Annotated in this window: 17 protein-coding genes; 11 read left to right on the forward strand and 6 right to left on the reverse strand. The window is 65.3% G+C overall.

The features are described from left to right. Positions 1–967 precede the first annotated feature (967 nt). Complete coding sequence (locus DDF70_RS10130; RefSeq protein ID WP_114944751.1) at positions 968–1,897, forward strand: class I SAM-dependent DNA methyltransferase; 930 nt, start codon at positions 968–970, stop codon at positions 1,895–1,897. Between the two features lie 163 nt (positions 1,898–2,060). Here DDF70_RS10130 and DDF70_RS10135 read toward each other — a convergent pair whose 3' ends face one another. After that, entirely contained in the window at positions 2,061–2,879 is an 819-nt protein-coding gene (locus tag DDF70_RS10135; protein ID WP_114944752.1) for an SDR family oxidoreductase, read from the reverse strand. 180 nt (positions 2,880–3,059) lie between these two features. Between DDF70_RS10135 and DDF70_RS10140 the strand changes: the two genes are divergently transcribed. Both DDF70_RS10140 and pdeM read left to right on the forward strand, forming a co-directional pair. Further along, a complete protein-coding gene (locus tag DDF70_RS10140) occupies positions 3,060–5,690 on the forward strand; it encodes a ligase-associated DNA damage response DEXH box helicase (protein ID WP_114944753.1) in 2,631 nt (876 codons plus the stop codon). Then, complete coding sequence (pdeM, locus tag DDF70_RS10145) at positions 5,687–6,388, forward strand: ligase-associated DNA damage response endonuclease PdeM (RefSeq protein WP_114944754.1); 702 nt, start codon at positions 5,687–5,689, stop codon at positions 6,386–6,388. The genes DDF70_RS10140 and pdeM overlap by 4 nt, the downstream gene beginning before the upstream one ends. A 23-nt stretch (positions 6,389–6,411) precedes the next feature. On the opposite strand, the gene DDF70_RS10150 is transcribed toward pdeM, so the two are convergent. The 4 genes from DDF70_RS10150 to DDF70_RS10165 all read right to left on the reverse strand — a co-directional run bounded on the left by DDF70_RS10150 (position 6,412) and on the right by DDF70_RS10165 (position 12,428). Then, positions 6,412–7,455, reverse strand: coding sequence for a nitrilase family protein (locus tag DDF70_RS10150; protein ID WP_245435433.1), 1,044 nt, complete (start codon positions 7,453–7,455; stop codon positions 6,412–6,414). 8 nt (positions 7,456–7,463) lie between these two features. Next, complete coding sequence (locus DDF70_RS10155) at positions 7,464–8,225, reverse strand: TIGR02186 family protein (RefSeq protein WP_114944755.1); 762 nt, start codon at positions 8,223–8,225, stop codon at positions 7,464–7,466. Further along, positions 8,222–9,151, reverse strand: coding sequence for a sulfite exporter TauE/SafE family protein (locus DDF70_RS10160; protein ID WP_114944872.1), 930 nt, complete (start codon positions 9,149–9,151; stop codon positions 8,222–8,224). Before DDF70_RS10160 ends, DDF70_RS10155 begins: the two co-directional genes overlap by 4 nt. Before the next feature lie 103 nt (positions 9,152–9,254). Beyond that, entirely contained in the window at positions 9,255–12,428 is a 3,174-nt protein-coding gene (locus DDF70_RS10165; RefSeq protein WP_114944756.1) for an SEL1-like repeat protein, read from the reverse strand. Between the two features lie 360 nt (positions 12,429–12,788). On the opposite strand from DDF70_RS10165, the gene DDF70_RS10170 reads away from it, so the two are divergent. From DDF70_RS10170 to DDF70_RS10205, 8 genes are all read left to right on the forward strand, one after another. After that, entirely contained in the window at positions 12,789–13,199 is a 411-nt protein-coding gene (locus DDF70_RS10170; RefSeq protein ID WP_114944873.1) for a MerR family transcriptional regulator, read from the forward strand. A gap of 253 nt (positions 13,200–13,452) precedes the next feature. Continuing rightward, positions 13,453–15,246: an acyl-CoA dehydrogenase C-terminal domain-containing protein gene (locus tag DDF70_RS10175; RefSeq protein WP_114944757.1), complete on the forward strand. Its 1,794-nt coding sequence runs from the start codon at positions 13,453–13,455 to the stop codon at positions 15,244–15,246. A 136-nt stretch (positions 15,247–15,382) separates the two neighbouring features. Further along, positions 15,383–16,591 (forward strand): acetyl-CoA C-acetyltransferase, encoded by a 1,209-nt coding sequence (locus DDF70_RS10180; protein WP_114944758.1) that lies wholly within the window; start codon positions 15,383–15,385, stop codon positions 16,589–16,591. 24 nt (positions 16,592–16,615) lie between these two features. Then, the gene (locus DDF70_RS10185) at positions 16,616–18,823 is read left to right on the forward strand and encodes an FAD-dependent oxidoreductase (protein ID WP_114944759.1); all 2,208 of its coding nucleotides are present in this window, start codon (positions 16,616–16,618) and stop codon (positions 18,821–18,823) included. Between the two features lie 294 nt (positions 18,824–19,117). Next, positions 19,118–19,627 (forward strand): DinB family protein, encoded by a 510-nt coding sequence (locus DDF70_RS10190; protein WP_114944760.1) that lies wholly within the window; start codon positions 19,118–19,120, stop codon positions 19,625–19,627. Then, positions 19,624–20,172: a thioesterase family protein gene (locus tag DDF70_RS10195; protein ID WP_114944761.1), complete on the forward strand. Its 549-nt coding sequence runs from the start codon at positions 19,624–19,626 to the stop codon at positions 20,170–20,172. The genes DDF70_RS10190 and DDF70_RS10195 overlap by 4 nt, the downstream gene beginning before the upstream one ends. A 46-nt stretch (positions 20,173–20,218) precedes the next feature. Further along, a complete protein-coding gene (locus DDF70_RS10200; protein WP_114944762.1) occupies positions 20,219–20,842 on the forward strand; it encodes a 2-hydroxychromene-2-carboxylate isomerase in 624 nt (207 codons plus the stop codon). Positions 20,843–20,849: 7 nt separating this feature from the next. Then, positions 20,850–21,554: an aspartate/glutamate racemase family protein gene (locus DDF70_RS10205; RefSeq protein ID WP_114944763.1), complete on the forward strand. Its 705-nt coding sequence runs from the start codon at positions 20,850–20,852 to the stop codon at positions 21,552–21,554. Positions 21,555–21,683: 129 nt separating this feature from the next. On the opposite strand, the gene DDF70_RS10210 is transcribed toward DDF70_RS10205, so the two are convergent. Continuing rightward, entirely contained in the window at positions 21,684–25,193 is a 3,510-nt protein-coding gene (locus DDF70_RS10210; protein ID WP_114944764.1) for a PAS domain-containing hybrid sensor histidine kinase/response regulator, read from the reverse strand. Between the last annotated feature and the right edge of the window lie 30 nt (positions 25,194–25,223).

A 25,223-nucleotide genomic window follows, 5' to 3' on the forward strand; every position in this document is an offset into this window, starting at 1 on the left:
GGACGAGCCGCGTTGCGTCTCGTTTTGCACCGTCGGCGGCTCTGGGTCCCGGGTTCCGCTGCGGGGCCCCGGGATGACGGGGGTGTGTCTGATGTCAAAGAGCCAGCACCTGTGGGCCCGCAGCTTGCGCTGCGAGCCGTCAGGGTTCGAGGGTGGCGCGACGGGCAGCCCGGCTCGCTTGGTGTGGTAGATGGAAGAGCCGGACGGCCGCTTCGCGCACGGTTCTTTTTAGGCGTTTAGACTTGGACCAGCACACGGCTGCCAAGGGCCTCCTGGCGCCGGCTGCGTGACCGGCGGACAGGACCGTGCCTGCTCCCACAACTTGCGACGCCTCGCGAAGCGCGCCCCTCGTCAGGAGCAGATCTACGCAATGTTATATCCAAGGTTGATGCGGCTGTCAAGAACAAAGTAAGAACATTGCGCTCGCCCTCACCACCCCCGCGCCGTCATCAGCGGCCTCGTGCCGGTGATCCCGATCCGAAAAGCGCCGCGCGTCAAACAATCGGGATGGCCGGCACAAGGCCGGCCATGACGGTGGAGAGGATGGAAAGGGAGCGCTCCTCTCCGACCCCTCTCCGACCTCATCCTGAGGAGCCGCTGCAAGCGGCGTCTCGAAGGATCCTCCAGCGTGCACGGGAGACGCCCTCGTCCTTCGAGACGGTCGCACAGCGACCTCCTCAGGATGAGGGCTGTGGGGGCACGGCAGCCGGGGATGGCCGGCACAAGGCCGGCCATGACGGGGAGCAGATAGACGCAGAGCGCTCACCCCCTCTCCCAAACGAGAGGAGGAGACGGTGCGCTTCTCGGGATTGAGGCGGTCGGCATAAGGCCGGGCCCGACGAGAGGATCCGTACGATAGAGACAAGAGCGAGGGGCCCGACCGTCCCGCAACCCGACATTGGTTTCGGCTTCTACTCCGTTCCTGGCGCACCATTGACAGCCCTTCCGCTCTCCCGCATCCAAGGCCATGTCTTTGACCACCACCGTCCGAACCTCCGGCGATTTTCGCGCCGATCACCGTTACGAATATGCCCGCGCGGCCTTCGACGAGCGCGACTTCGAGGCCGCTGCCGATCTGGCCCGGCAGGTGCTCGAACTCGTACCGGGCTTCGCGGCCGCCCATGCGATGCTGGGGCGCTCGCTTGCCGAACTCGGAGCGCGGGAGGAGGCGGTGGCAGCCCTGCGCCAGGCTCTTTCGCTGGAGCCCGAGGACGCCATGGGGGTGCGGCTCGACCTCGCACGGCTCGGGGCGCTCACGCCCGACGAGGCGATGACCGACGGCTATGTACGGGCTCTCTTCGACGATTACGCGCCGAAATTCGACCAGCACCTGACCGAGAGCCTCGCCTATCGCGGCCCGGAGCTGATCGCCGCCGCGCTGCGCCGGGCCTGCTCCGAGCAAATCCGGGATGACCGCTTCGGGCAAACCCTCGATCTGGGCTGCGGCACCGGGCTGATGGCGCAGGAACTCGCCGGGCGCTGCGCCGCCATCGAGGGCGTGGATCTCTCCCCGCGAATGCTCGAGAAGGCGGACAAGACGAAACTCTACGATGCCCTGCACGAGGGTGAACTCGTCGCGTTCCTGAGCGGACGCGGGACGGGCGAGGCCGACCTCGTCGTGGCCGCCGACGTGTTCGTCTACATGGCGGCGCTCGATGCGGTCTTCCGGGAGGCGCATCGGGTGTTGAAGCGCGAAGGCCTCTTCGCCTTCACCGTCCAGACGCATGAGGGCGAGGGATACATCCTCGGCGAGGATGCCCGATACGCCCATAGTGAGACTTATTTGCGCGGACTCGCGGAGCACGAAGGCTTCACCCTCGTGATCTTCGAGCGCGTCTCGACCCGCGAGGATCGCGGCGTGCCCGTGCCGGGGTTTCTGATGGTGCTGCAGCGTTAAGCCGGTGACACTTTCGACGTCATGGCCGGGCTTGGCCCGGCCATCCCGATAAGGTGAAGCGCCGTGCCTTTCCAATCGAGATCACCGGCACAAGGCCGGTGATGACAAGGCAAGATGGTTTCCGACCAGTCGGCCAGAACGAGGCTGCGGTTGTAAGAAACGTCTACTGCGCCGGCGTCGAGGGATGCGGCGCGCTTTCGTAGCAGCCCATCACGGATTGGTCGAAATCGATCACCGAGCCGGTCATCATGCCGGACTCGGAACTGCACAGGAACGCCACGGCGCGGGCGACCTCCCTTGGTTCCAGAAGGCGGCCGAAAGGCTGTTCCTTCATGGCCTTCTCCAGCCATCCGTCCTGGGCGCCATGATAAAGCCGAATGATCCGGTCCTCGCCCGGCGTGTTCATCCAGCCGATGTTCAGCGCGTTCACGCGGATGCGCCAGGGCATGAGGCTGAAGGCGGCGTTCTTGGTGAGCGTGGCGAGCGCGCCCTTCGAGCCGCTATAGGCGGTGATGAAAGGCTGGCCGCCATGGGCCGACATCGACAGGATGTTGACCATCGCGCCCTCGATCTTCTCGCGCCGCATGATCTTGGCGGCTTCCTGCATCAGGAAGAAGGGCGCGCGCACATTGACCGCGAACATGCGGTCGAAGAGTTCCGGCGTGGTGTCGAAGATCGTGCCGCGATCGGTGATACCCGCCGCATTGACCAGGGCGTCGATGCGCCCGAACACGCTGTCCGCCCGCGCCGTGACCTGACGCGCCTCGTCGACGCTTTCGAGATCGGCCTGCACGAATTCCGTGTGGCACCCTTGCCCGGAAATCTCCCGCGCGATGGCATGCCCGCGCTCCGCGTTGCGGCCGCAGATCACGAGCCCCTTGGCGCCCCGTTCGGCAAAGGTGCGGGCGATGGCCTCGCCGAGCCCTTGCGTCCCTCCCGTGACGACCGCGACGGCATTCTGGAACTGAAAGTCATCCGACATGGCGTTCTGCCTTTTCATTCTCGTTGTTGGCGTTGTCCAAGGTGAAATGATCCGCCGGAAGATGGCAAGCGGCCATTGGTAGACGTTCACGCCAGAGCCCCGACCTCGATATGGTAACTTTATCTCCTTGTGTCGGGAAGTCTCTGGCGAAAGGCCGGACGCACCTTATGTTCAGGATTCATGTCGCAAGTCTCCCTTCTCCCGAAAATCTTCCGTGACTGGTTCAAGAGCCGAGGCTGGGCGCCCCGCGAGCACCAGCTCGAACTGCTCGCCAAGGCGCGGCAGGGCCGTTCCGTCCTGCTCGTGGCGCCCACGGGTGCGGGCAAGACGCTTGCCGGGTTCCTGCCGAGCCTGGTGGAATTGGCCGAGAAAGGGCCGGGCCGGGGCACGGCCAAGGACAGGCGAGGGCTCCACACCCTCTACATCTCGCCTCTCAAGGCGCTCGCCACCGACATCGCCCGCAACCTCGAAACCCCCGTGCAGGAGATGGGGCTGCCCATCCGCATCGAGACGCGCACGGGCGATACGCCCTCGCACAAGCGCGCCCGGCAGATCGAGCGGCCACCTGACATCCTGCTGACCACGCCGGAGCAGCTGGCCCTCCTGCTCGCCCATGCAGAGGCGCGGGAGTTCTTCAAGGACCTGCGCCGCGTGGTGCTGGACGAGCTGCATTCGCTGGTCACCTCGAAGCGCGGCGACCTGCTGTCGCTCGGGCTGGCGCGGCTCATGGCCATCGCGCCGGAGGCGACCGCCGTGGGGCTGTCGGCGACGGTGCGCGAGCCGGACGATCTGAGAAGGTATTTGGTGGGGCAGCGCCCCACCTCCCCCTTGAGGGGGGAGGTCGCACCGGAGGTGCGGGAGGGGGTGGAAACACGACCTGCGTCGGCGCTGCCACCCCACCCCGGAGCGCCGATGCGCTCCGACCCTCCCCCTCAAGGGGAGGGTGAAGAAGCGCTCGCCGACCTCGTCGTGGTCCAGGGCGGCGCGCAGCCCGACATCCGCATGCTCGAACTCGACGAGCGCCTGCCGCTCGCGGGCCACACGGCCTCGCTGTCGATGCCGGCGATCTACGATCTGATCCGCACGCACAAGACGACGCTCGTTTTCGTCAACACTCGCCTGCAGGCGGAATACACCTTCCAGGAACTCTGGAAGCTCAACGACGACAACCTCGCCATCGCGCTCCATCATGGCTCGCTCGACGTGTCGCAGCGCCGGCGCGTGGAAGAGGCGATGGCGGCGGGGAGGCTGAAAGCGGTGGTGTGCACCGCGACGCTGGATCTCGGCATCGACTGGGGCGACGTGGATCTCGTGGTGAATGTGGGCGCGCCGAAGGGCGCCTCACGCATCATGCAGCGCATCGGCCGCTCGAACCATCGCATGGACGAGCCGTCGGAAGCCTATCTCGTGCCGGCGAACCGCTTCGAGATTCTCGAATGCCGTGCGGCGCTCGACGCGGTGCACGAGGCGGCGCAGGATACGCCGGATGCGCGCATCGGCGCGCTCGACGTGCTCTGCCAGCACATCCTCGGCATGGCCTGCGCCGAGCCATTCAAGCTCGATGAGCTCTACGAGGAAGTGCGGTCCGCAGCACCTTACGCGGGTTTGACCTTGGAGGATTTCGAGGCCTGCGTCGCTTTCGTCGCGACAGGCGGTTATGCGCTTCGCGCCTACGAACGCTTCGCCAAGATCGTGAAGGGCAAGGACGATCTCTGGCGCGTGCGCGATGCAAAGGTCGCGCAGCAATACCGGCTGAACGTCGGCACCATCGTCGAATCCAGCATGATCAAGGTGCGGCTCGGCAAGAGCACGCGCTCGCGTCCGGGAACGGTCCTGCCGCGTGGAAGGATCCTCGGGGAGATCGAGGAGTACTTCGCCGAGACGCTCACTCCTGGCGACACGTTCCTGTTCGCCGGCGAGGTGCTGCGCTTCGAGGGCATATCCGAGGACGAGGTCTTGGTGACGCGGGCGGGCTCCGGCACCGATCCGATGATCCCGTCCTACGAGGGCGGCAAGTTTCCGCTCTCGACGTTTCTCGCCGCGCGGGTGCGGGCGATCCTGGCCGATCCGTTCGAATGGGACCGCCTGCCGGGACAGATGACCGAGTGGCTCTTGCAGCAGCGCCGCCGCTCGATCGTGCCCGGACCGCGCGACCTTCTGGTCGAGACCTTTCCACGCGGCAACCGCTACTACATGACCTGCTTCCCGTTCGAGGGCAGGCTCGCGCATCAGACGCTCGGCATGCTGCTCACGCGCCGCCTGGAGCGGGCGAAGCTCAAGCCGCTCGGATTCGTGGCGAACGATTACGGAATCGCGGTCTATGCCTCGGGCGATATCGCGGCCCGCGCCGGGCGCGACCCGGCTTTCCTGGACGACCTCTTCTCCGAGGACATGCTCGGCGACGATCTGGAGGACTGGCTCGCCGAGTCGGCCCTCATGAAGCGCACCTTTCGCCAATGCGCCGTGATCGCCGGGCTCATCGAGCGCCGGTTCCCAGGGGAGAAGAAGACCGGGCGGCAGGTCACCATCTCGACCGATCTCGTCTACGACGTGCTGCGCAAGCACGAACCCGACCACGTGCTCCTGCGCGCCGCGCGGGCGGATGCGGCAACGGGACTCCTCGACGTCAGGCGCCTCGGCATGATGTTAGAGCGCATCCGGGGGCGAATCATCCACAAGCCGCTCGACCGGGTTTCTCCTTTGAGCGTGTCCGTCATGCTGGAGATCGGCCGCGAGCGCGTCTATAGCGACAATGCGGACGAGATTCTGGCCGAGGCGGAAGCGGCGCTTCTCGACGAGGCTTTGGCGTGACGGCATTGCGTAAGAACAAACAGACAACGCACGAGATCGAGCTGTCAGGGCAGCTGGCGCTCCTCGACCTGACGGGAGCGATGTACCTGCCCGCGCATGATGCGCTGCTCGTGGCCGATCTCCATTTCGAGAAGGGATCGTCCTTCGCCCGGCGCGGCATGATGCTGCCGCCCTACGACACCCGCGAGACGCTGGTCGCGCTCTCCGATGCGGTGTTCCGCTTCGATCCGAAGACCGTCATTGCGCTCGGCGACAGTTTTCACGACATCGGCGGGCCGGATCGTCTCGGGACTGAGGAACGCACGACGCTCAATGACGTGCAGAAGGGGCGTGAGTGGATCTGGGTCACAGGCAATCACGACCGCATCCTGCCCGACAGCATCGGTGGGCAGGTGGTCGACGAGATGGCGCTCGGTTCCCTCACCCTGCGCCACGAACCGGCCTCGGGGGAGCAGGCGGAAATCGCCGGCCACCTGCATCCGGTCGGCAAGGTGGTGATGCGCGGGCGCGCCACGCGGCGGCGCTGCTTTCTGACCGACGGCAAGCGCTGCGTCATGCCGGCGCTCGGCGCCTATGCGGGCGGGTTGAATGCCTGCGACGCTGCCTTCAAGCCGCTCTTCCCGAAAGGCTTCACCGCGCATCTCATCGGCACCGAGCGCATCTTCGCGATTGCCAAGGCGATGCTCTGCCGGGATTGAGAGCCTGCGGAATTGTCGTTTTCTCACCCGGTCTTCTTCACCACGGGCGCCTCGGAGAAGCGTGCCTGCCGTGGCGCGAGCTCGTGGCCCTGCGGCTCCGTGAGAAGGCCGTAAAGCTCCGGCCGCCGACCGCGAATCCAGCGCCGGCCTGTGGCGAGCGGCAAGAGGCTGAGGTCGAGATCGGCCACGACGAGGGCATCCTGCGCCTTCCAGGTCTCGTTGATGATGCGGCCGTAGCAATCGATGATCATGGCGTTGCCGGTGCGCACCTCGCCGTCGTCTTCGCCGACGCCGTTGGCAAAGAGCAGGAAATAGCCGTTGTCGTGGGCGCGGGCGGGCAGCCAGCGCAGCAGCCATTCGCGCCCTTTTGGCCCCCGGAATTCGGCCTCGATCGCCTCCGGATCGTGATGGCGGTTCTCCCAAAGGGCAGGATCGATGAGGCCCATGGCCTGGGGACTGCGCGAATGGCAGCCGCCGGTCTGATGCGGGGCCATGACGATGTCGGCGCCGAGAAGGGCGGTGGCGCGGGCGTTCTCCACGAGGTTGTTGTCCCAGCAGATGAGAACGCCGACCTTCACGCCGAAAGGCGTGTCGAAGACCGTGTAGCTGTCGCCGCTGGCGATATCGTCGCTCTCGAAGGCATGGAGCTTGCGGTGACGGTGAGCCCGTCCATCGGGCAGGCAGACCACATAGGTGTTGAACAGGCGGCCATCGTCCCCGCGCTCGATCAATCCGACGCCGATGGCCATGTCGTAGCGCTTCGAGAGCTTGAGGACGGCTTGAGTGGAGGGCCCCGACGGCACGGGTTCCGCGAGCTGCTCCAGCCTCTCGCGCCCCAGATTGCGAACGTGCCAGTACCCGGTGAGGCACATCTCCGGAAAGGCGAGGATCTTGACCTGGGCCTCGGCGGCTTCCCGGGCGAAGCGCTCCGCGACCGACATGTTGTAGATCTTGTCGTCGGCCTTGTGATGAAACTGAACCGTCCCGCACCGGAGCATCATGGGGCACCCCTTGTTCTCGCCGTCGGCAGGATTGCCTGCCTGTCCTGCGGCGTAAAGGGGAGGCATGAGTCTTTTCAGTCGCGCCGGAAGATCGTGCTGGCGAGCCAGCCGAACATGAGGGCGATGGCTGCCGTCGTCAGGCCGTAGGCGAGCGACCAGTCGCGGGCTATGACGCCCACCTGCTCCTCGAAGCCGGTTTTGACCAGCTCGAAGTGTGTCTGCGTGCGGGCCAGGATCACCGTATCGGCGAAGAGCGTGACGTCGACATCGTAATTGCCGGGCGGGGCGGTCGCCGGCAGCGCGATGGCGGCGCGGAAGATTTCGGGCGTCAGGAAGGTGACGCCGCGCTCGTCTTCCAGATAGAGACCTTCCTCCGATTTGAGCCGGTACAGCGCATCCCGGAACGGCTGATCCGCGCCGCCGCGCGCGAGCGTGAAGTCGCCGGAATTGATGATCGCCCCCAGGCCGATCTTCTGGCGCTGGCGCAGCTGGTCGCTCGTGATCTCCTCGATGGGTCGGGAGCTGAGCACGTTCAGGTAGGACGGGGCGGTCGGAAACTTCTGCTGGTCCTGATTGATCCAGACGGGACCCAGCCGCTCCTTCTCGCGCACGGTGAGGAACTGGCGCGGGCCGCGAACGGTCACGACGATGTCATAGCCCGTCGCCCTGGCGATGGTCTGCGCGTCCCGCTCGATGGCGCCGAACACGGCGATCTGCGTTCCCGTGTAGTTCGAATTGATCAGGACCCGGTGGTTCGACAGGGATGTGATCAGGGTTTCCGCGCGTGCGCAGACCATCGTGCCGAGAAGGACCAGGAGGGAGACGGCGAGCCTCACGTGCGCACCTCCTGCACCGTGATGGAGAACGGCTCCTCCGGCTTCATCACGAGTTCCAGGCCGAAGCGCAGGCCGACCGCCAGCAGCAGGATGGCCAGCAGGAAACGGAACAGCTCCGCCCGCAGGTGGCGGCCCATGCGCGCCCCGAACTGCGCGCCGAACACGCCGCCGACGATGAGCAGGATCGCCAGGACCATGTCGACGGCTTGGTTTGTCACCGCATGGAGGATGAGAGCCACGAGGGTGGTGCAGACGATCTGGAACTGGGAGGTGCCCACGACCACGTTGGTGGGCACCCGGAAGATGTAGAGCAGGGCAGGCACCACGATGAAGCCGCCGCCGATGCCGAGCAGCGCGCCGGCGAAGCCGATGAACAGCGACAGCCCGATGATCGGGATGATGCTCACATAAAGCTTGGAACGGTAGAAGCGCATGCGCAGGGGCCAGCCGAGATAGGGCGCATGCTCGCCGGCCCTGCGCCGCGGGCGCACCGCGCCGCCCTTCCGGCGGCTCCAGAATTCCCGGATGCTCTCCTTGAGCATCAGGCTGCCCACGATGGTGAACAGCGTCACGTAGGAGACGACGATGACGAGCTCGAGCTGGCCGGCCCGTCGCGCCGCCGCGAAGAACCACACGCCCAGCGCCGAGCCGACAAAGCCACCAGCGACCAAGATGGCGCCGAGCTTATGGTCGAGGGCGTTGCGGCGCAGCGCGCCGAGCACGCTCGTTGTGGAGGAGGCGACGATCTGCGCCGATTGGGTTGCCACCGCGACGGCCGGGGGGATGCCGAGGAAGATCAGGAGCGGCGTCATCAGAAAGCCGCCGCCGATCCCGAAAAGACCTGAAATGAAGCCTACCGCCGCCCCCATTCCCAGGATGAGAAGAACGCTCACAGGCATCTCGGCGATCGGCAAATAGATTTGCACCCCGGTTCCCCCAATGGCCGGTGCAGCCATGTCGTTGTTACAGCATCATGCAGGCGATGTAATGCTCATGTTCTGAATGGAAGATGACAAAGCCTGCGTGCCGTCAACTCCGGGTGCCCTGGGATCGATCCAGAGAGGCGGCCTGGCCCTGGGCGGAGATCGGCGGCTTGTTCGCGACGGGGTCGGCGGCCCTCGGGCGCCAGAGTTCGAGGGCGGCCTTGGCAGCCTTGAGCTCGGCCGGATTCAGGAACACGGCGATCTCGTCGCGCTTCTGCGCGGCTTCCGGGTCGCCCTGGTCGGCCGCGAGGGAGAACCACTGGTAGGCCTTGGAGCGGTCGGGCCTTGCCCCGATGCCGCGGGCGAGCAGGATGCCCAGGTTGTACTGGCTGTCCCGCAGGCCATATTCCGCAGCCTCCGCGTACCAGCGAAGGGCGGCGGCGTAGTCCGGCTTGCCGTTCTTGCCCGAGGCGAGGACGGTGGCGAGGTTGTGCATGGCGCGGACGTTGCCGCCCAGCGCCGCACGCTCGTACCAGAAGGCGGCCTGCTTGAGATCGAGCGGAACGCCCTCTCCCTTCTCGTGCATCATGGCGAGCCGTTCCTGGGCCGGAGGCAGGCCCGCCTGGGAGACGCGCTCGAACAGACGGGCGGCGGCTTTCACGTCCCGTGCCATGCCGCGTCCTTCCGCGGCCCGCGCCGCGACCTCGTAGATCGCCGCCGCATCGCCTGACAAGGCCGCGTGCTGCAGCGATGCCGGCGTATCGACGGGAATGCCGTCGATGGTCGCGGGATCGACGAGGAACTGCCCGGCCGGTAGAGGACCGGCGGGAATGGATCCCGTGGCGAGGCTGGACGATTGGAAGAGATTTGCCTCGTCGGCCGGAGAGGCGTTGCCGGCTTCGTCGGCGCGCTTTGCCGGTGCAGGCTGTGCCGGCTCCTTCACGCCTGCCGGCGCCAGGGACAGGTCCTGCCCATACTGAGTGATCGATAGGATCTGGTAGGTGCCTGCGGCCAGGATCAGGAAGGCCAGTCCGAAGAGGAGGGGACGCCGCCGGTTGTCGAGGGTCCGGCGCAGGCGCTCGAAGAACGACGAGGGAGGCGACAGGGACTCGTCGGATTCCGGCTCTTCATCGGAGAGTTCCGCCTCCTGGGTCGCGGGCGCCGGGATGGATGCCGGCAGCTCCGGTGCGGCGTTCTGGACGGCTCGTCTCGCAGCGGCGATGAAGTTGGCGCGCACGTTTCCGACATCGGCCGCAGGAGCCGCATCCGGAGCCTGCGCCATGGACGATTCCCAGCGGGCGATGTCGAGCGCCTGCGGGGCGGTTTCTTCGATCTGAGTGAGAGTGGCGGCATGGAGCCTGCGCACGGCGGCTTCCAGGCGATCCGCCGGCGGCAACGGTTCGGCGGCCGGGGGCGCCGATGTCCTGCCAGTGTCGGCGATGGTGACCGTGATCTCGTTCGGCAGACGGGAGACGAGCGATTCCAGAGCGTCGTGAACGGCGCGCAGGGTTTCCTGGGTCTTCTTGTCGGAGCGGCTGTGCAGCGCCTTCAGCTCGACGAAGCCATGCTTGAGCGCATCGAAATCGCCCGTCTCCGGCAGGGTGGGGCGAATGTCGTTCAGCACGGTTCGGGCGGCGCGCTCGGCAATGTCGACCGCTTCATCCCGCAGGCTCTTGAGATGGCCGGTCGCCTCGGTCAGGGCCGTGTGCATGGCCTCCCCGGGCATCGCCTCGAACCGTTCGGTCAGGGTTCTGATCTGTCGCTCGAGGGAATCGAGGCCAGCAGGCTGAGCCGGTGGCCGCTCGAGCTTCTCGCCGATGGAGCGGAGCATCTGTGCCATGTCGGCGGTGTCGGTCTGACGGCCGAGTTCACGCAGATCCTGCTCGATGCGGTCGAAGCGCCGCATCAGGGGCTCGTGGGAGGAGGGCTCCCGTTCGGCGACGGCTTCGATCCGCGAAGACAGCCGCTCGATCGTCCCGACCAGCCTATCGCTGTCGCCGACGCGGCTCTCCGACAGGCTGGCCATCCGCTCGCTGAGGAGCGCGAGCTGCGCGCTGATCGGGGTGAGATCGGTCGAGACGGGGTCCGGGCGGCGGACGAGAGCGTCGATCCGCCGGCTCAACGTCTCCAACTGCTCGGGAACCCGGCTCGTCTCCTGCGCGGTGGCGGTGACGTAGAGGGCCGAGCAGACATCATCGAGGGACGTCTTCAGGGCGGTGAAATCGCTCTTGCTCACCTGGTGGAGGCGAAGCTCCGAAACCTGACGGCTGATCGTGCCGATCTCGTCGGAGAGGCGGGCGATCTGCTGCGGTTCGGCCCGGTGCGCCAGATCCTGGCGCATGTCGACGATCTGGCCGCTGAGGAAGTCGACGACGGAACGGTCGACGCCCGTTGCGGCCAACGCGTCGATCTTGCCCTTGATCTGGTCGATCTCGCGGCCGATGCGTCGAAGCAGGCCTTCGCTGACTTCTTCCGACAGGGACTGGACCTGTTCGTAGAGAACCGTGATCGAGTTGGCGAGGGTCCGCAGATCCTTCGTCGTCGGTCCCTGTTCGAGCTCCCTCGAGATGGAGCCGAGAGCCGCATCGAGGGCCGCGATCTCGTCGCGGGTCGCCAGACTTTCAATGCCGGAGCGCAACCCATCGATCTCGGTCCGGATGCCTTCGACGGCCGGAGCCCAGATGGACTGCGGCTGCTCGAAATGCGAGGCGAGGCGGGACATGTCCGCTCGCAGGCCGGTCAGCGTCTCGGACACGGGGGCGAGGGCCTTGAGCGCCGCCTCCATGGGAAATTCGATGCGTGGCGGATTGGTCCGCTCCGAGGTCACCTGGCGCTCGACCGAGTCGAGGCGGTCCTTCAGGGAGGACAGGGCCTGGGACAGTACCACGGCGATCCGGTCACGCTGGTCGGCGGAGCTCCGGGTGGCCTCGTTCAGACGGATCTCGGCCTGCTCGATCCAATGGGCCATGGATTCGAGCGCGATCGCCGTCTGCGCGGCTTGATCCTTGGCCTGGCGCTCGCTCTCCTGGGCCACGGCAGCCATCAGGGCTTCATAATCCCGCCCGAGCTGGGAGCGGAGCGAAGGTGACCCGCGGGGGATTACGCTGTCGAGGTCGCTCCCGGCTTTCCGGAGCGGGGATGCCGGCTTGCTCTGCGCCTTTTCGAGCACGGAGACGGTCCATTCCTCAATGCTCATGCCGGCCCGCCGGGCCGCAGCGGCGATGAGCTCGCGGGCATTGAGGTCCAGGTCGTCAGGTCTTGAGAAGACGGATCGTCTCATGATGCGCTCGCGGGGTTACGCGTGAACTCATGCGGCTCGCACGGCCCCGTACCGATGCTCGCCTGACGGGCCTGGAGCCGGAAAGAGGCGAATCACGCCCGTCTCGAACCCTTCGCCCGACGCCGCAACTTTTGTCTCTCGTAGTAAAAAAGACGTTAAGGCGAGGGGAGTTAGCGGGAGCGGTCTTCAGACATCAGCCAAGTGCCGTTGCGTCACATGCGACAGGGCCGCTCTTTGCCTTTGCGGAACCGGTCTGTCGCAAGACTCTTGCAAGATGACCGGTAATTGTTTTATTATTTCGTTACGAAAGGATAAGTGCGCCGCACGAATCCTCTGACAATATCGATAATGGGGCGTTCCATGAATCAGCTTATAGGCACTTCGAATGCCGGCGAAGCCGGAGACAGTGCAAAATCCTATACGATCGGAGATCTCGCACGTGAGTTCGGGGTGACCCTCCGGACTTTGCGCTTCTATGAAGATCGTGGGCTTCTGTCTCCCCGCCGGGACGGAACGGCGCGCATCTACGATGCCCGCGACCGCGAGCGTCTGTCCGTCATCCTCAAGGGCAAGCAGCTCGGCTTCACGCTCACCGAGATCCGCGCCATGGTGGCCGAAGAGAGGTCGGGCGGCGGGGCGGCTATGAACCTCCAGCTCTCCCTTGATCAGATCGAGAGCCAGATTCAGCACCTCGAACAGCAGAAGAAGGAAATCGAGGAAGCGCTGGCCGAACTCCAGGCGCGCCGCGCCGGTCTCGCTGCCGCCGCCTGAAAGGCAGCGCTTCCCTAAAGACTTTGTCTTTCAAGGGCGCCCATTCGAGAGCAGGTGACATACCTGCTGCCGGGTGGGCGTTGCTGTTTGTCCGGAGCCGGCTTGGCTGGAAGCCACCTTCGTCGCTTCCACCAAAGATTTCCCACCCTACCTCTTTCCAAAACGGCCATATAGTTTATATGTGAACTATATCTTCGGCCGGTGCATACCCCATTGGGTCTTCGGCACCGGCGTCCGATTTGGGAGAGTCCGAATGCCGGTCTACAAGGCACCCGTCGAAGACGTCATGTTCCTTCTGAACGACGTGTTCCCGATTGAGCGGTACAACAATCTGCCCGGTTTCGCCGATGCGACGCCCGATACGGTCGAGGCCATCCTCTCTGAGGGCGCCAAGCTTTGCGAGGAGGAGTTCGCGCCCCTGAACCAGTCGGGCGACCAGGAAGGCTGCACCCGCAACCCGGATGGATCGGTGACGACGCCGAAGGGCTTCAAGGCGGCCTATGAGGCCTATGCGACGGGCGGCTGGATGGGGTTGTCGGTGCCGGAGGAATACGGCGGGCAGGGGCTCCCCTCGGTCCTCAACACCATCATGCAGGAATTCATCTCCTCGGCGAACCTCGCTCTCGGCATGTATCCGGGCCTGACGCAGGGAGCCATTGCGGCGCTCCTGGTGCACGGGACCGACGAGCAGAAGAAGACCTACCTGCCGAAGATGGTGGAAGGCGCTTGGACCGGTACCATGAATCTCACCGAGCCCCATTGCGGCACGGATCTGGGCCTGCTCAAGACCAAGGCGGTTCCGAACGGCGACGGCTCCTACGCGATTTCGGGCACCAAGATCTTCATCTCCGCCGGCGAGCACGACATGGCGGAGAACATCGTCCATCTGGTGCTCGCCCGCATCGAAGGCGCACCGGACGGCACCAAGGGCATCTCGCTTTTCGTTGTGCCGAAATTCCTCGTCAACGGTGACGGCTCGCTCGGCAATCATAACGGCGTCTCCTGCGGCTCCCTCGAGCACAAGATGGGCATCCACGGCAACGCCACCTGCGTGATGAACTACGACGGTGCGAAGGGCTGGCTCGTCGGCGAGGCGAACCGCGGCCTCAACGCGATGTTCGTGATGATGAACGAGGCGCGGCTCGCGGTCGGCGTCCAGGGGCTGTCCCAGTCGGAGGTCGCCTATCAGAATGCCGTGGCCTACGCGAAGGACCGCCTGCAGGGCCGTTCGCTCACGGGTGCGAAGTTCCCCGACAAGCCGGCGGATCCGATCATCGTGCATCCGGACGTGCGCCGCACGCTTCTCTCGATCAAGGCGTTCAACGAGGCGGCGCGCGCGCTCGTCGTCTGGACGGGGCTCAACAGCGACATCGCGCATCGCTCGTCCGACGATGCGCAGCGCCAGACCGCCGAGGATTACATGGGCCTGATGACACCCGTGGTGAAAGGCGTGCTCACCGATCTCGGCTTCGACAATGCCGTCAAGGCGCAGCAGATGTTCGGCGGCCACGGCTATATCGAGGAATGGGGCATGTCGCAGTTCGTGCGCGATGCCCGCATCGCCATGATCTACGAGGGCGCCAACGGGATTCAGGCCATGGATCTCGTCGGCCGCAAGCTCGGCAAGGATGGCGGACGCGCCATCATGACCTTCTTCAACGAGGTCGGCGCCTTCTGCCAGGAGAATGCGGGCGACGAGACCCTAAAGGCGTATATCGCTCCCCTGCAGCAGGGCCTCGGCCATCTGCAGCAGGCGACCATGTGGTTCATGCAGAACGCCATGGCGAAGCCCGACAACGCGGGCGCCGGCGCGACAGACTACATGCACCTCTTCGGCCTCGTGGTCCTTGGCTACATGTGGGCCAGGATGGCCAAGGCCGCGCAGGCCAGGAAGGCGCAAGGCAACGGCGTCGCCGACAAGATGGACGCGAAGCTGCTCACCGGCCGCTTCTTCATGGAGCGCCTGATGCCCGAGACCGGGATGCGCCTTGCGCGCATTTCTACGGGCGCGGACACGACCATGGCACTGCCGATGGAAGCCTTCTAACCCACAAGTGTCATCCCGGCCGGAGCGTGAGCGAAGAGCCGGGATCGCATGACGAGCATAGTGCCTAATTCTGATAACGACCCCGGGTCGCACTTCGCTTGCCCGGGATGACGCTCAAATAAATCTGGAGGCCGCCATGGCTGAAGCCTTTATCTACGACGCCGTCCGCACCCCGCGCGGACGCGGCAAGCCGGATGGCTCGCTGCATGAGGTTCCGGCGGTCGATCTCGCCGTGACGGCGCTCGATGCCATCCGCAAGCGCAATGATCTCGACCCGATGCTCGTGGAGGACGTGGTGCTCGGCTGCGTCGATCCCGTCGGCGAAGCCGGCGGCGATATCGCGCGTGCGGCGGCCTTGAAGGCAGGCTTCGGCAAGGAGGTGCCGGGCGTGCAGATCAACCGCTTCTGCGCCTCGGGCCTGGATGCGGTGAATTTCGCCGCCGCGCAGGTCATGTCGGGCATGAAGGACATCGCCATCGGCGGCGGCGTCGAATCCATGAGCCGCATCGGCATGGGTGCATCGGGCGGCGCATGGCCGGTCGATCCCGGCATCGCCATTCCTACGTATTTTCTTCCGCAGGGCATCTCGGCGGATCTGATCGCGACGAAGTACGGTTTTTCGCGCGACGACGTCGACGCCTATGCGGTCGAGTCGCAGAAGCGCGCGGCGAAAGCCTGGGACGAAGGACGCTTCGTCAAATCCGTCGTGCCGGTGAAGGACGTCAACGGCATCACGATCCTGGCCAAGGACGAGCACATGCGCCCGCAGACCGACATGCAGTCGCTTGGCCAGCTGAAAGCCGCGTTCGTGCAGATGGGCGAGATGGGCGGTTTCGACGCGGTCGCCATCGCGGCCCATCCGGACGTGGAAACCGTCAACCACGTGCATCACGCGGGTAATTCGTCGGGCATCGTGGATGGTGCGGCGGCCGTGCTCGTGGGATCGAAGCAAGGGGGCGAAAAGATGGGCCTGAAGCCCCGCGCGCGCCTCAAGGGCTTCGCCTCCATCGGCTCCGACCTCGCGCTCATGCTCACCGGTCCGATCGACGTCTCGGAACTGGCTTTGCGCAAGGCCGGCATGACGAAGGACGACATCGATCTCTTCGAGATCAACGAGGCGTTCTCGTCGGTGGTGCTGCGCTACATGCAGGCCCTGGATCTCGACCCGGCGAAGGTCAACGTGAACGGCGGCGCCATCGCCATGGGCCACCCCCTCGGCGCCACCGGCGCCATGATCCTCGGCACGGTGCTCGACGAACTGGAACGCACGAACAAGCAGACGGCCCTGATCACGCTGTGCGTCGCCGCCGGCATGGGCACGGCCGCGATCATCGAGCGGGTTTGAGAAAGCGGGAAGGGGAGAACCACTATGACGAACTTCACCAATTTCCGCTTCGAGGTCGACGCCGACGGTATCGCGCTTGCGACCTGGGACATGCCCGGTCGCTCCATGAACGTGATCACGCCCGAGGTGATGGGAGAGCTGGAACGGATCATCGAGACGGTCGCCGGCGACGAGGCCATCAAGGGCTGCGTCATCACCTCCGGCAAGGAGGCTTTTTCCGGCGGCGCCGACCTCACCATGCTCCAGGGGCTCGGCGCCGAATATGCGCGCCTTGCGAAGGAGAAGGGCGAAGAGACCGCGATGCAGTTCTTCTTCGAGGAATCGCGCAAGCTCTCTCTGCTCTATCGCCGCCTCGAAACGAGCGGCAAGCCGTTTGCCGCAGCCATCCACGGCGTGTGCCTCGGCGGCGCCTTCGAGCTGGCGCTCGCCTGCCATTTCCGTGTTCTGTCGGATGTGGACTCCACCCGCGTCGGCCTGCCCGAGGTGAAGGTCGGGCTCTTCCCCGGCGCCGGCGGCACGCAGCGCGTGGCGCGTCTCATGCAGACGGGCGACGCTTTGCAGATGCTGTTCAAGGGCGAGCAGATCCGCCCACTCATGGCGCGCAACATGGGCCTCGTTCATGCGGTCGCGCCGCGTGATGCGATCGTCCAGACGGCGAAGGATTGGATCAGACAGGGCGGCTCCGCGGTCGCTCCTTGGGACCAGAAGGGCTACAAGCTGCCCTCCAACAAGGTCTATTCCGCCGCCGGCATGCAGATCTGGCCGCCGGCCAACGCCATCTATCGCCGCGAGACGCAGGACAATTACCCGGCGATCCGCGCGATTCTCGAATCCGTCTACCAGGGCCTGCAGCTGCCGATGGATCTGGCGCTCAAGGTGGAATCGCGCTGGTTCGCCAAGATCCTGCGTTCGAAGGAGGCGGCGGCGATGATCCGCACGCTCTTCATCTCCATGCAGGATCTCAACAAGGGCGCCCGCCGTCCCAAGGATGTCCCGCCTACGAGCCTGAGGAAGGTCGGCGTCGTCGGCGCGGGCTTCATGGGCGCGAGCGTGGCCTACGTCACGGCCAATGCCGGGCTCGACGTCGTGCTCATCGATCGCGACGTGGAATCAGCCGAAAAGGGCAAGGCGCATTCGCACAAGCTCATGAGCGACCAGATCATGAAAGGCCGTGCCAAGACGGCGGATCGCGATGCGCTTCTGTCCCGCATTGCGCCTTCCGCCGATTACGGTGATCTGGCCGATTGCGATCTCGTCATCGAGGCGGTGTTCGAGGATCCCAAGGTCAAGGCCGAGGTGATCGAGAAGGTGGAGGCTGCGATCCGGCCGGATTGCATCTTCGCGTCCAATACCTCGACCCTGCCGATCTCAGGGCTCGCCAGGCAATCGAAGAGGCCCGACCAGTTCATCGGCATTCATTTCTTCTCGCCCGTCGAGAAGATGATGCTGGTCGAGATCATCATGGGCAAGGAAACAGGCGACAAGGCGCTCGCCACCGCGCTCGATTATGTGCGGCTGATCAGGAAGACGCCGATCGTCGTCAACGACTCGCGCGGCTTCTTCGCCAATCGGTGCGTGCTCGCCTATATTCTCGAAGGCCACCTGATGTTCACCGAGGGCCTGCCGGCCGCGATGATCGAGCAGTCGGGCAAGCAGGCGGGCATGCCGGTCGGGCCGCTTTCGCTCAACGATGAGGTCGGCGTCGATCTCGGTCTCAAGATCCTGCGCGCCACGAAGGCGCAGCTGGGTGAATCCTCCATCGTGCCGCAGCAGGAAGAGCTGCTCACCGCGCTGGTGGAGAAGGAAGGGCGTCTCGGCCGCAAGAACCGCAAAGGCTTCTACGATTATCCGGAAGGTGGGCAGAAGCACCTGTGGCCGGGACTGAAGGATCTGCAGGCGAAGCACGTGGAGCCCGAACTCGTCGACATGCAGGAGCTGAAGCAGCGCCTACTCGTCACGCAGGCCCTGGAGGCCGCGCGCACCTTCGAGGAGGGCGTGATCACCGATCCGCGCGAAGCGGATGTGGGCTCCATCCTCGGCTTCGGCTTCGCGCCCTATACGGGCGGCGCGCTCTCCTACATCGACTTCATGGGCGCGAAGACCTTCGTGGAGCTGTGCAAGAATCTGCAGGCCAAGCACGGTGACCGGTTCGCGCCGCCGAAGATCCTGCTCGACATGGCAGCCTCCGGTGACACGTTCTACGGCCGCGCCGGGGCGAAGAAGGCGGCTTGATCAACGGTTGTCATCCCGGACGGCGTAGGCCGATCCGGGATCGAGTGACAAGTGCAGCGTGGGGTCCCCTTCCTCCTTGTGGGGGAGGGGTGGCTGCGAAAGCAGCCGGGAGGGGGGTGTGAGCGATAGCCTATCCACGTGTGGCGCCGTACCCCCCTCTCCAACTCTCCCCCACAAGGGGGGAGAGGGCTGGCGCTCTATTCGGAAAGCGATCCCGGATCTCCGCTTTGCTACGTCCGGGATGACGATATGGTGTCGTGATTGAGAATCGAGCCCACCCGAGGGAGTCTCTCTATGAAACCGCACTTCGCGATGATGGCGGGCTACAACGCATGGTGCAACGAGCGCATCTATGACGTCGCCGCGCAGCTTTCCGACGCGGATTACCGCGCGGACCGCGGGGCTTTCTTCAAGTCGGTTCACGGCACCCTGAACCATCTCCTCGCCACCGATCGCATCTGGCTGAAGCGCTTCACGGGGCAGGGCGAGGCGCCGAACCGGCTCGATGCGATCCTGTTCGAGAACCTCGAAGACCTTCGCAACGCAAGGCGGAAGGAAGACGAGCGGATCGTCGCCTATATCGACAGCCTGTCGGAGGCCGATCTCCAAGGCCGCATCCGCTACAAGACGATCACGAACCCGGCGGAGATCGAGCAGCCGCTTGCACCGGCCCTGGCCCACCTCTTCAATCATCAGACGCATCATCGCGGACAGGTGCATGGCCTGCTGACGGGCTTCGGCCTCGATGCGCCGGCCCTCGACCTCATCCTGTTCCAGCGGCAGACCGGAATGGGCCTGACATGAACCTGTGGCTGCGCGTTCTTCACCTGATCATCGCCTCGCTCTTCCGGCCGAGGCTCGATGCGGTGCGGGACGTATCGCGCCTGACATACCGGGTCTGGCCGCACGACCTCGATACCTCGCTTCATATGAACAATGGGCGCTACTGGACGCTCATGGATCTCGGCCGTTCCGACATCATGATCCGCTCCGGCCTGTGGCGACCCATCCTCAGGCACGGCTGGGTGCCGGTGGTGGGCGCGGGGCAGATCCGATTCCGGCGGGAGCTCAGGCCCTTCCGGCCCTTTACCCTCGAGACGCGGATCCTCACATGGTCCGACAGCCATGTGGTCATGGAGCATCGGCTGGTCTCGACGGGCCGGGACGGCAGCCCCATCCTCAACGCCATCGCCCTTGTCCGGGCCGGGATCTATGACCGCCGGGAGAGGGGTTTCGTTCCCGTGAGCCGCCTGCTCGCAGAAGTCGGCATCCAGGAGAAGGCGCCCTCGGTGACGCCCGAGGTCGAGGCTTTCCTCAGAGCCGAAGAGGCGTTGAAGAGCGCCGCCTGATGGTCCAAGGTGGGGGCATCTTGTCAGCTACCGGCGAAGCGAACCCATGCCCCGCACCATCGATTACTACTTCTCCCTCGTGAGCCCCTGGGCCTATATCGGCCATGCGCCCTTCATGGAAGTCGCGCAGAGGCATGGGGTCGAGGTCAATTTCAAGCCTGTCTTCCTGGGCCGTGTCTTTTCGGAGACCGGGGGGCTGCCGCTCTCCCAGCGTCATCCCGCGCGCCAGCGCTACCGGATCGTGGAACTGCAGCGTTGGCGCGAGAAACGCGGCCTCGCCTTCAACATCAATCCGAAGCACTGGCCCTTCGACGTGAACCTCGCCGACCGCTTCGTCATCGCGATCACGGCCTCCGGCAGGAGCCCGGATGCCTTCCTGCGCCGGGCCTTCGCGGCCATTTGGGAGGAAGAGCGGGACCTGAGCGATCCACTCGTCCTGTCCGAGCTGGCCGAGCAAGCGGGGCTCGATTCGTCGGCGCTCATGGACGTGGTGACCGGCAGCACCACGGAGGCGATCTATGCCCTCAATCTCGAGAACGCCGTCGCGGGCGACGTCTTCGGCTCGCCGGCCTACGTGCTCGACGGCGAGGTGTTCTGGGGACAGGACCGGCTCGAACTGCTCGAGGATGCGCTGAGTTCCGGACGCGCGCCCTACACGCCGAACCCCTGATAGCCTCATGCGGACCATCGGACTCATCGGCGGCATGAGCTGGGAAAGCTCGGCCGAGTACTACCGTATCATCAACCGGGAAACGAACCGGCGGCTCGGCGGCGTGCACTCGGCGCAATGCCTGATGTATTCCGTCGACTTCGAGGACATCAAGCGGCTGCAGCACGAGGGGGATTGGGAAAGCCTCGCGCAGGCCATGAAGGAGGCCGCACTGCGACTGGAGCGCGGCGGCGCGGATTTCATCGTCCTGTGCACGAATACCATGCACCGGGTCGCGGATGCGATCTCATCGGCCGTAAGCATTCCGCTGCTTCACATTGCGGATCCCACGGCCGACAGAATCAAGGCTGCAGGCCTGCAGCGCATCGGCCTCCTCGGGACGGCCTTCACCATGGAGCACGATTTCTACAAGGGCCGCCTGCAACGGCGCCATGAGCTCGAGGTGATCGTGCCAGACGAGGCGGACCGGCGGATCGTGCACGAGATCATCTACAAGGAGCTCGTGCTTGGAATCATCAAACCGGAATCGCGGCAGGCCTATCGGGAGATCATCGCGCGCCTGATCGAACGCGGCGCGCAAGGCATCATTCTCGGCTGCACGGAGATAATGCTGCTGGTCTCAGAAGAGGACAGCGCGGTGCCGCTGTTCGACACCACGACGATCCACGCGGTTGCCGCGGTGGATGAAGCGCTACGCTCCAGCCGGGAATGACGCCTTCACGTCCTTACACTCTCCGACGTCATGGCCGGCCTTGTGCCGGCCATCCCGATATTGTGGGACGCCGCGCTTAAAGTAATCGAGATCACCGCCACGAGGCCGGCGATGACATGCGGTGGTGGCCTACTCCGCCGCGACCTTCGTCGCGCGCCATTGCGTCAGCAGGGCACGCAGGGCTGCCGGCTTCAGCGGTTTGTTGAGCACGTGGATGTTCATGCCCGTCGCCGCGTCGCGCACCGCGGGCGTGCGGTCGGCGGTCACGAGAACGGCCGGCGTATCGACCTGGGTCTTCCAGCGAAGGGCCTTGATCAGTTCGAGGCCGTCGCTGTCGTCCAGGTGATAATCGGCGATGATGACTTCGGGCAGGGCCCTGTGCGTTCTCAATGCCTGGTGGGCGGTCTCCAGATCGGACGCCGTCCAGGTGTCGCAGCCCCAGCCCGAGAGAAGCAGGCGCATGCCTTCGAGGATGGCGGGCTCGTTGTCGATCACGAGCACGCGCAGGCCCGACAGCACCGTGGCGGCCGGCTTCGGCGCCTCCGGCGCGGCGACCGTGGCCGGAAGAGCCGCCACCACCGGCACCTCGACCCGGAACACGGAGCCGCGGCCCACATCCGAGTTCAGCGTGATCGGATGCTTGAGCACGCGGCCGATGCGCTCGACGATGGAAAGGCCGAGGCCCAGGCCCCGCGCGGCCTTCATGCCTTGATCGAGGCGCTGGAACTCGCGGAACACGATGCGCTGCTTCGAGGGCGGGATGCCGAGGCCCGTGTCCCACACCTCCAGCACGAGATGGCCGCCGCGCCGGCGCCCGCCGACGATCACCCGGCCCGACGGCGTGTATTTGATCGCGTTGGAGATCAGGTTCTGCAGCAGGCGGCGCATGAGGCGGCGGTCCGAGCGCACGGTCAGCGTTGAGGGCACGAAGGTCAGTTTCAGGCCCTTGTTGCGGGCGACGGGTTCGAACTCGCGCTGCAGCTGACGGAACAATTCGTCGATCCGGAAGCTCGACCATTGCGGCTTCATGGCGCCCGTATCGAGACGCGAGATGTCGAGGATAGCGGTCAGGATTTCCTCGACCGCATCGAGCGAGGCATCGATGTTTTCGGCCAGGGTCGCGTCGCCGGCTTCGCGGTCCCGCTCGACGAGAGAGACCGCGTAAAGACGCGCCGCATTGAGGGGCTGGAGAATGTCGTGCGAGGCGGCGGCCAGAAAGCGGGTCTTGGAAATATTCGCCTCGTCCGCCTCGGCCTTCGCGCTCCGCAAGGCTTCGTTGAGACGCGTCAATTCCTCGGTTCGCTCGCGCACGCGCTGTTCCAGCGTCTCGTTCGCGCGGCGGCTCGCCTCTTCCGCCAGCACGGTTTCGGTCACGTCCGTGTAGGTGGTCACGTGGCCGCCGTCGGGCAGCAGGTTCGAGCGGATCTCGATGACCTTGCCGGATGGATAGAGCTTGAGGCGCACCGGCTCCACGTCGTGGCGGAAGGAGTGGAGGCGCGCTTCGACCAGATCGTCGATCCTGCCCGGACCGTAGGATCCGCGTGAGGCATTGTAATGAACGATGCGCTCCATGCTGATGCCCACGTGAACGAAGTTGGGTGGCATGTCGTAGAGATCGATGAAGGCCTGGTTCCATGCCAGCAGGCGCAGGTCGCTGTCGAGCACCGTGATGCCCTGTTTGGCGTAGTTGAGCGCATGCTGGAGAAGGTCGCGGCTATGCTGGATGGCCGCGGAGGCGTCGTCGAGCAGCTTGAGCGCCGCTTCCGTCGACACGGTGCGGCGGCGCAGCAATAGCGATAGCGCGAGGCGAGACGACGCCGTGCCGATGGCGGACGCCAACAGATGTTCCGCATAGCGCAGGAGATGGACGTCGGCTTCGGCGCGGGGTTCCAGGCTCTGTCCGCGGCTATGGGTGAAGCCTTCGAAGGAGCGGGTCGTGCGCTCCTCGCCGAGATAGCGCGCCACGGTGGCGCGCAGTTCGCCGACGGTCACGCTGGCGCGGAACAGGCGGAAGCTCGGTGCCGCGGAGGCGGCGGCCTCGCCCAGGAAAACATTGGCCTGAATCTGCTCCATCGCGGTCACCGGCCGCCAGAGCGAGAAGCCGATATAGCAGAGAATGTTGAGCGTCAGGCTCCAGACGACGCCGTGGGTGAGCTGCGGCAGGTCGACACCGAACAGGGATGTTGGCTTGAGAGCCGTGATGCCGAAGGGCCCCGTGACGACGACGTCGGACCAGAACACGCCATCCCAGACGAGGCTCGGAAGGAGAAGCGTATAGGCCCAGGTGAGGAAGCCGACGATCAGCCCGATGCTGGCTCCGAGTGCGGTGCCGCGAGACCAGATGAGCCCGCCGAGAAAGGCGGGCGCGACCTGCGCGATGGCGGCGAAGGACAAAAGGCCGATGGCTGCAAGGGCGGCCTCTCCGGACGCCCGGTAATAGGCATAGCCGAGAAGGATGACCAGGACGATGGAGATGCGCCTGACCCCGATCACGAAATTGCCGGGATCGATGCCCGCAAAGGCGCGTCGTCTCAGGACGATCGGCATCACGAGATGGTTCGAGATCATCACCGCCACGGCGACGGAGTCGACGATGACCATCGCCGTGGCCGCCGAGAAACCGCCGAGGAAGGCGAGAACGGCGATGATCCCTGCCTTGTCCGAGAGCGGCAGGGCGAGAAGGATCATGTCGCGATCGACAGTGCCTTCGGGAAACGAGGCAAGGCCCGCAAGGGCGATGGGGATCACGAAAAGGTTGATGAGAAGCAGGTAGAGCGGAAACAGCCAGGCGGCACGCTTCAGATCCGCGATGTCGTGGTTCTCGACCACGGTCACATGGAACTGGCGCGGCAGGAGAAGCGCCGCGCAGCTGGAGAGCAGGATGAGCGTGATGTAGCTGCCGAACCCTGAGGTTCGGTTCATCAGCTCCGCAGTGGTGCCCTGCGCATGCAGCTTCTGTACGATGGTGTCGTAGCCGTCGAACATCACGAAGGTGATGTAGCCGCCGACCACCAGGAAGGCGACGAGCTTCACCACCGATTCCAGAGAGATCGCCAGCAGAAGCCCGTTCTGGTGTTCGGTCGCATCGGTGTGGCGGGTGCCGAAGGCGACGGCGAAGCCCGCCAGCACGAGAGCGACCACGAGAGCGAGATCGCCGATGAAGGGAGGCTTCATCAGGAAGGTCTCGTTGGCTGCCGTCAGGAAGACGTCGAGAGACGACGAGACGGCTTTCAGCTGGAGCGCGATATAGGGAATGGAGCCGACAAGCGCAATCAGGCTGACGAGGGCCGCGACCCGCTCACTCTTGCCGTAACGGGCCGCGACGAAATCGGCGATGGAGGAAATGTTCTGCGTCTTCGCCACCCGCACGATGCGGGCGACCAGCGGATAGCCCAATCCGATCACGAGGACCGGGCCGATATAGATCGCCAGGAAGTCGAAACCGGAATGGCTTGCAAGTCCCACCGATCCGAAGAAGGTCCAGGACGTGCAATAGACCGCAAGAGCAAGGGCCGCGATGGTGGAGCGGGCAGGGCCCAGAATGAAGCGCCGCCCTCCATTGTCGCCCCAATGGGCCACGGTGAACAGGAAGCAGAGATAAACCAGCGCGGACAGTACGACGGCCCAGGTGGCGACCATAGGCTCAACCCTCGAAAGCAAACACCGAAT

The organism is Microvirga calopogonii (assembly GCF_003347665.1).
Lineage (GTDB): Bacteria > Pseudomonadota > Alphaproteobacteria > Rhizobiales > Beijerinckiaceae > Microvirga > Microvirga calopogonii.

Coding starts and splice junctions, on each gene's coding strand:
- DDF70_RS10210 (WP_114944764.1), bottom strand. CDS start 25,193: ATGGTCGCCACCTGGGCCGTCGTACTGTCCGCGCTGGTTTATCTCTGC.
- DDF70_RS10190 (WP_114944760.1), top strand. CDS start 19,118: ATGAAACCGCACTTCGCGATGATGGCGGGCTACAACGCATGGTGCAAC.
- DDF70_RS10175 (WP_114944757.1), top strand. CDS start 13,453: ATGCCGGTCTACAAGGCACCCGTCGAAGACGTCATGTTCCTTCTGAAC.
- DDF70_RS10205 (WP_114944763.1), top strand. CDS start 20,850: ATGCGGACCATCGGACTCATCGGCGGCATGAGCTGGGAAAGCTCGGCC.
- DDF70_RS10140 (WP_114944753.1), top strand. CDS start 3,060: ATGTCGCAAGTCTCCCTTCTCCCGAAAATCTTCCGTGACTGGTTCAAG.
- DDF70_RS10185 (WP_114944759.1), top strand. CDS start 16,616: ATGACGAACTTCACCAATTTCCGCTTCGAGGTCGACGCCGACGGTATC.
- DDF70_RS10200 (WP_114944762.1), top strand. CDS start 20,219: ATGCCCCGCACCATCGATTACTACTTCTCCCTCGTGAGCCCCTGGGCC.
- DDF70_RS10170 (WP_114944873.1), top strand. CDS start 12,789: ATGAATCAGCTTATAGGCACTTCGAATGCCGGCGAAGCCGGAGACAGT.
- DDF70_RS10135 (WP_114944752.1), bottom strand. CDS start 2,879: ATGTCGGATGACTTTCAGTTCCAGAATGCCGTCGCGGTCGTCACGGGA.
- DDF70_RS10150 (WP_245435433.1), bottom strand. CDS start 7,455: ATGCCTCCCCTTTACGCCGCAGGACAGGCAGGCAATCCTGCCGACGGC.
- DDF70_RS10165 (WP_114944756.1), bottom strand. CDS start 12,428: ATGAGACGATCCGTCTTCTCAAGACCTGACGACCTGGACCTCAATGCC.
- DDF70_RS10130 (WP_114944751.1), top strand. CDS start 968: ATGTCTTTGACCACCACCGTCCGAACCTCCGGCGATTTTCGCGCCGAT.
- DDF70_RS10195 (WP_114944761.1), top strand. CDS start 19,624: ATGAACCTGTGGCTGCGCGTTCTTCACCTGATCATCGCCTCGCTCTTC.
- DDF70_RS10180 (WP_114944758.1), top strand. CDS start 15,383: ATGGCTGAAGCCTTTATCTACGACGCCGTCCGCACCCCGCGCGGACGC.